Raw genomic sequence first — 5,118 nt, forward strand, 5'->3', positions numbered from 1 at the left:
CGTGCGGGGAGGGCGGGCGGGTCGCCCTCCCCGCACGTGCGGGACGGGAGTGGCGGGGTCAGTCGGTCGGTGGGGCGGGCGCCGTGAAGCGGTGGGTGCCGGAGCCGACGGCGAACACGGCGGCGCCGTCCCGCATCCGCAGGAACCTCGCCCCCTTCTGCCGGACCTCCGACGCGGACCGGGCGGGGACCCAGACCTCGGCGGTGGTGTTGACGGGGACGGACACCGACAGGTCGAAGCGGTCTCCGCGCACCGACCACTTCGTCTCGATCGGGCCGTAGACCGAGTCGTAGCGGCCCTCGGCGCGGTCGACGCCGCCGCCGGGACGCGGGCGGACCGTGGTCCGCCGGTAGCCGGGCTCGGCCGGGGCGATGCCGGTGATGTTGGCGTACATCCACTCGCCGACGGCCCCGTAGGCGTAGTGGTTGAAGGAGTTCATCGCCGGGTCCTCGAAGCCGCCGTCCGGCTTGATCGAGTCCCAGTGCTCCCACATCGTGGTGGCGCCCTTGCCGATCTGGTAGCCCCACGACGGGTACGTCTTCTGCTGGAGCAGCCGGTACGCGACGTCGGTGTGCCCGGTCTCGGTGAGCACCGGCAGCAGCTCGGGCGTGCCGAGGAACCCGGTGGACAGGTGCCAGTCGCGCGCCTCGATCAACTCGACGAGACGGTCGGCGGCGGGCCGGCGCGCGTCCGCGGGCAGCACGCCGAACGACAGCGCCAGCGCGTAGGCGGTCTGGGTGTCGCCCTTGATGCGGGCGCCGCCCTCGGTGACGTACGCGTCGGCGAACGCGGCGCGCACCCGTCCGGCGAGGTCGTCGTACTTCTCGGCGTCGGCCGTCTCGCCCAGGACGCGGGCGATCTCGGCGACCAGGGCGGCCGAGTGGGCGAAGTAGGCGGTGCCGATGACGTCCTTGGGCGTCTCGGCGTCGACGTTCAGCCAGTCGCCGTACCCGGACGCGGGGCGCAGCAGCCCGTCGCTGTGCTCCTCCAAGTACGCGATCCACTTCCGCATCGCCGCGTAGTTGTCCTCCAGGACGCGCCGGTCGCCGTACGCCTGGTACAGGTTCCACGGGACGGTGACGCCCGCGTCGCCCCAGCCGCCGAACCGCCGCCGAGGAACCCGACCCTCGGCGCGACGTCGGCGAACGCGCCGTCGGCGGACTGCGCGTCCCGCATGTCCCGCATCCACTTGGTGAGGAACCGTGCCGACTGCATGTTGTAGGTGGCGGTGCGGCCGAAGACGTGATGTCGCCGGACCAGCCCATGCGCTCGTCCCGGGCCGGGGTGTCGGTCGGGATGCTCAGGAAGTTGCCGCGCTGGCCCCACGTGATGTTGCTGTGGAGCCGGTCGAGCATCTTCTCGCCGGTCTTGAACGACATGGTGAACGGCTCTGCGGTGTGCATGACCCGTCCGGTGACGGCGTCGAGGCCGGGCGTGCCGGGGTAGCCGGTCACCTCGACGTAGCGGAACCCGTGGAAGGTGTAGCGGGGTTCGTAGGTCTCGGTGCCGCCGCCCCTGAGCGTGTAGGTGTCGGTGGCCTTGGCGGTGCGGAGATTGGCGGTGTAGAGGGTGCCGTCGTCGTTCAGCACCTCGCCGTGCCGCAGCGTCACGGTCCGTCCGGCCTCGCCGGACACGCGCAGCCGCACCGTGCCCACCATGTTCTGGCCGAGGTCGAAGATGTGCACGCCCGGTTCCGGGCTGGTGACCTTCACCGGCTCGATCTCCTGCTCGACGCGGGTCGGCGCCGCCGACTGCGCGACGGGCAGGGGGGCGGCCTCGGCGTTGCGCAGCACGGGCGTCCAGGACGCCGCGTCGAAGCCCGGACGGCTCCAGCCGGGGGTTTCCTTCCGTGCGTCGTACGCCTCGCCCATCAGCAGGTCGGAGGTCAGCACCGGGCCGACGGCGCTCCGCCAGCTCGGGTCGGTGACGATCTGCTGCGACGTCCCGTCGGTGTAGTCGATCCGGAGCTGCGCGCGGAACCAGGGGCGGTCGCCGTACTGGCCCGGCCCGAAGATCGCGATGTGCCCGGAGTACCAGCCCGGCGCGAGGGTCGCGCCGATCGCGTTGCCGCCGCGGCGCAGCAGCTTCGTCACGTCGTACGTCTGGTACTGGACGCGTTCGGCGTAGTCGGTCCAGCCGGGGGTCAGCTCGTCGTTCCCGACCCGGTGCCCGTTGATCCGCGCGGTGTAGACGCCGAGCGCGGTGGAGTAGAGGCGGGCCCGCTCGATCTTCTTCCCGACGGCGAACTCCTTGCGGAGCCGCGAGGTCATGCCGTCCGCGCCCTCCGACACGGTCCGGAAGGAGAAGCGGCGGTCGCCGTCGGCGGGCTCGCCGTCCTTGTACGCCCGCCCGTGCTCGTAGCCGCCTTCGGTGTGCCCCCACCAGCCGATCTGGCCGGAGGGGTCCGACTGCTCGATGTAGTACGTCCCGGCGGGCGCGGGCTCCTCCAGTTCGAGGGTGGCCTCGGCGTTGTCGGAGTGGTCCTCGACGCGGCGTTCGGCGAGGAGCTCGCCGCCCGGGCCGTCCGCGTAGAGGGCGACGGTCGCGTCGGCGTCGGACGTCTGCCAGGTCGGCATCGGGATCGACACGGCGGTGACCGGCTTGTCGGAGGTGAACGTCTGCCCCTGCGTGCCCGCCTTCAGCTGGGACGGGTCGTTCTGCCCGGTGAAGGTCGTGGGGAGCGGCAGCGGCGCGTCGTGGCCGATCCACTCGCCGCCGAGGTCGCGGCCGTCGAGCAGGCCGGTCTCCCACCACGTGGGCTCGCTCCACTTCGAGGCGCGGCCGTCGGCGTCCCAGACGCGGACCGTCCAGTGGTAGCGGGTGCGGGGTTCGAGGGCGGGCCCGCCGTAGGGGATCAGGACGGACTGGGAGGATTCGACCTTCCCGCTCGTCCAGACGTCGGCGGACGCGAGCTCCGCCCGGCCGGACGCGACGCGGATCTCGTAGGCGGACTGGCTCTGGTTCCGGGCGGGCGAGGTCAGCTTCCAGGAGAAGCGCGGGCGGGCGTCGTCGATGCCGAGCGGCCGCTCGCCGTACTCGGTGGTGGTCGCGGCGACGCGCACGCCGCCGCGGTCCGCCGCCGCCGGGGCGACGCCCCCGGCGGTGACGGCCAGCGCGAAAGCCGACAGGAGGATGAGGAGTCTGGACGATGTTCGTCGCATGGCTATCTCCGGTTGCGGGCACCGTGAGCGGGCCCCGGGCCGCGTCTCCGCGCCCGGGGTCCCTCTCACCTGCGCCTTGGGTGGGATCCCCCGATCACACTCATCTGGTTCCGGGGAGCCGGTCCCCGGCGGCCGTCCGCGTCGGCACGGGACGCGGCGCGCGACCTCATAAGCGCCGCATGCTCTCCTCATTCGGCGTAGCGATACCTGAAACGCCCGCTCGGGGCGGTGTCTCCGCTGGTCAGGGTGTCGAGGATGTCGCCGTCGCGCCGCATGTTGTCGATCCACTTGAAGTCGATCCGCAGCGGGCGGCGCGGGTCGGCGCCGATGAGCCGCCTCGGCACGGCCAGCTCGATCTCGTTGCCGCGGGCGGCGTAGGACAGGTCGGCGGCGTGCCGCCAATCCCAGCCGCCGCGGCTGACCTCCAGGCACGTCCGGCGGGGGCCGCGCACCCGCCGGTTCACGACGAAGCGGAACCCCTCCCAGCGGCCGGTGCCGCCGTCCCCGCCGCCGTCATCGCCGCCCTCGACATCGAAGAACAGCATCATCCAGTTGCGCCCGTCCCACGGGGACAGCTCCTCCCGGGTGCCGGCGTAGAGTACGTGGTCCGCGTCGCGGGCGACCTTGGCGGCCTCGATGTCGTTGCGGCCGGTCGTGTTCACGTAGGGGCCCGCGTCTCCCCAGCCGGGATGGTTCCGGTGCAGGGTGTCCCCGATGTGGTCGCGGAACTCGGGGCCGACGGCACGCCAGTCGTCGAACCGGCCGTTGATCCGGACGGTGCGCGGCGCGGACGGGCGGGGCCGCGGCCGGACGCCTTTGTAGCGGCGGACGTTCGCAACGAGCTGGTAGTAGTACGCGTCCTGGTAGGCGTTCCCGGCGGGGAGCCCGGCCGCCGTCCCGCCCCGCAGCGGCTCGATGTCGCGGCTGTGCTCCCAGTCGAACTGGTCGACGAACACCACCGGCGCCTCGACACCGTTGAAGGCGGTCAGCCGCTGCGCCACCCACTCGTTCCAGCCGGTGACGAACACGAACTCGGGGTCGGTGGCGAGCGCCCGGTCCCACTGCTCCTGGAAGTTGAGCCCCTCGGCGGCGCGGGCGGCGTCGCCGGGCGATCCGCCGTGCCGGCTGCGGCCGTAGGCGCCCGGTTCGCTCATCGCGCCGAGCCGTCCGTCGACGGCGTTCTGCGCGACGCCCACGGTCATCTGCTCGGGCGCGCCCGCGGGGTCGGTGAACACGTGCTGCGGGGACACCTCCAGCCAGCCCCACTGGCCCGGCTCGGCCGGGCCGTCGAAGTACGTCGGCTGGGTGGAGCGGAACGTGAAGAAGTCGCGGATCTCGTCCGTCCCGTCGCCTAGCAGGTCCGGGTCGGCGAGCATCAGCGGCTTGCCGTCCCAGCGGAACCAGAGGTCGGAGTGGACGCCCGGCGCGTAGAGATCGTCGTAGAGGTCGAGCACGGCCTGGCGCGGCGCCCCGAACGGCGCCAGGAAGGCCACCTGCGGGGTGGTGCCACCCAGGGCGCGGACCTCGGCGAAGGTGTCGAGGAGGGTGCGGTAGACGGACCTGTAGGTGAAGGCGTTGGTGATGTCGAAGATCAGGGTGTCGACACCCGCGTCCGCGAGCATCGTCGCGTGCCTGCGGATCACCCACGCGTCGTCGGACAGGTAGTACCCGAAGTACGGCTCGGTCCAGTGATGGAAGTGCCCCTCGGGGCCCCAGGCGGGATCGTCCCGGTCGTTGATCGCGTCCGGGTTCGCGGCGAGGATGCGGCCGATGTCGTGCGGGCCGGTAGTCGAGTGCTGCCCGAGCCACAGGAAGTAGAAGACGCCGACGAACCGGTCCGTGCGCGGCCCGCCGACCTCGGCGTGCTCCGGCAGGGCCCGTCCGAGGCCGTCGGTGGCGACCCAGGTGTCGTGCATGAGGTCACGTGCCGGGGCCGCGGGCCCCGGGGCGTCGGGGG

Annotated in this window: 3 protein-coding genes and 1 pseudogene; 1 reads left to right on the plus strand and 3 read right to left on the minus strand. The window is 72.6% G+C overall.

Going from position 1 to position 5,118, the window contains the following annotated elements; genetic code table 11:
- Positions 1-58: 58 nt before the first annotated feature.
- Both BJF79_RS62335 and BJF79_RS67485 read right to left on the minus strand, forming a co-directional pair.
- Complete coding sequence (locus BJF79_RS62335) at positions 59-1,189, minus strand: alpha-L-rhamnosidase C-terminal domain-containing protein (protein ID WP_075902824.1); 1,131 nt, start codon at positions 1,187-1,189, stop codon at positions 59-61.
- Positions 1,180-2,576, minus strand: a pseudogene (locus BJF79_RS67485) (family 78 glycoside hydrolase catalytic domain); the annotation flags it as partial. The pseudogene BJF79_RS67485 and the gene BJF79_RS62335, both read right to left, overlap by 10 nt.
- Before the next feature lie 16 nt (positions 2,577-2,592).
- Here BJF79_RS67485 and BJF79_RS62345 point away from each other — a divergent pair.
- A complete protein-coding gene (locus BJF79_RS62345; RefSeq protein WP_075902826.1) occupies positions 2,593-2,817 on the plus strand; it encodes a hypothetical protein in 225 nt (74 codons plus the stop codon).
- A gap of 532 nt (positions 2,818-3,349) precedes the next feature.
- On the opposite strand, the gene BJF79_RS31255 is transcribed toward BJF79_RS62345, so the two are convergent.
- On the minus strand, positions 3,350-5,118 hold a 1,769-nt coding region (locus BJF79_RS31255), incomplete at its 5' end, for a hypothetical protein (protein WP_262402796.1).

It is taken from the genome of Actinomadura sp. CNU-125 (genome assembly GCF_001942465.1).
GTDB lineage: Bacteria > Actinomycetota > Actinomycetes > Streptosporangiales > Streptosporangiaceae > Spirillospora.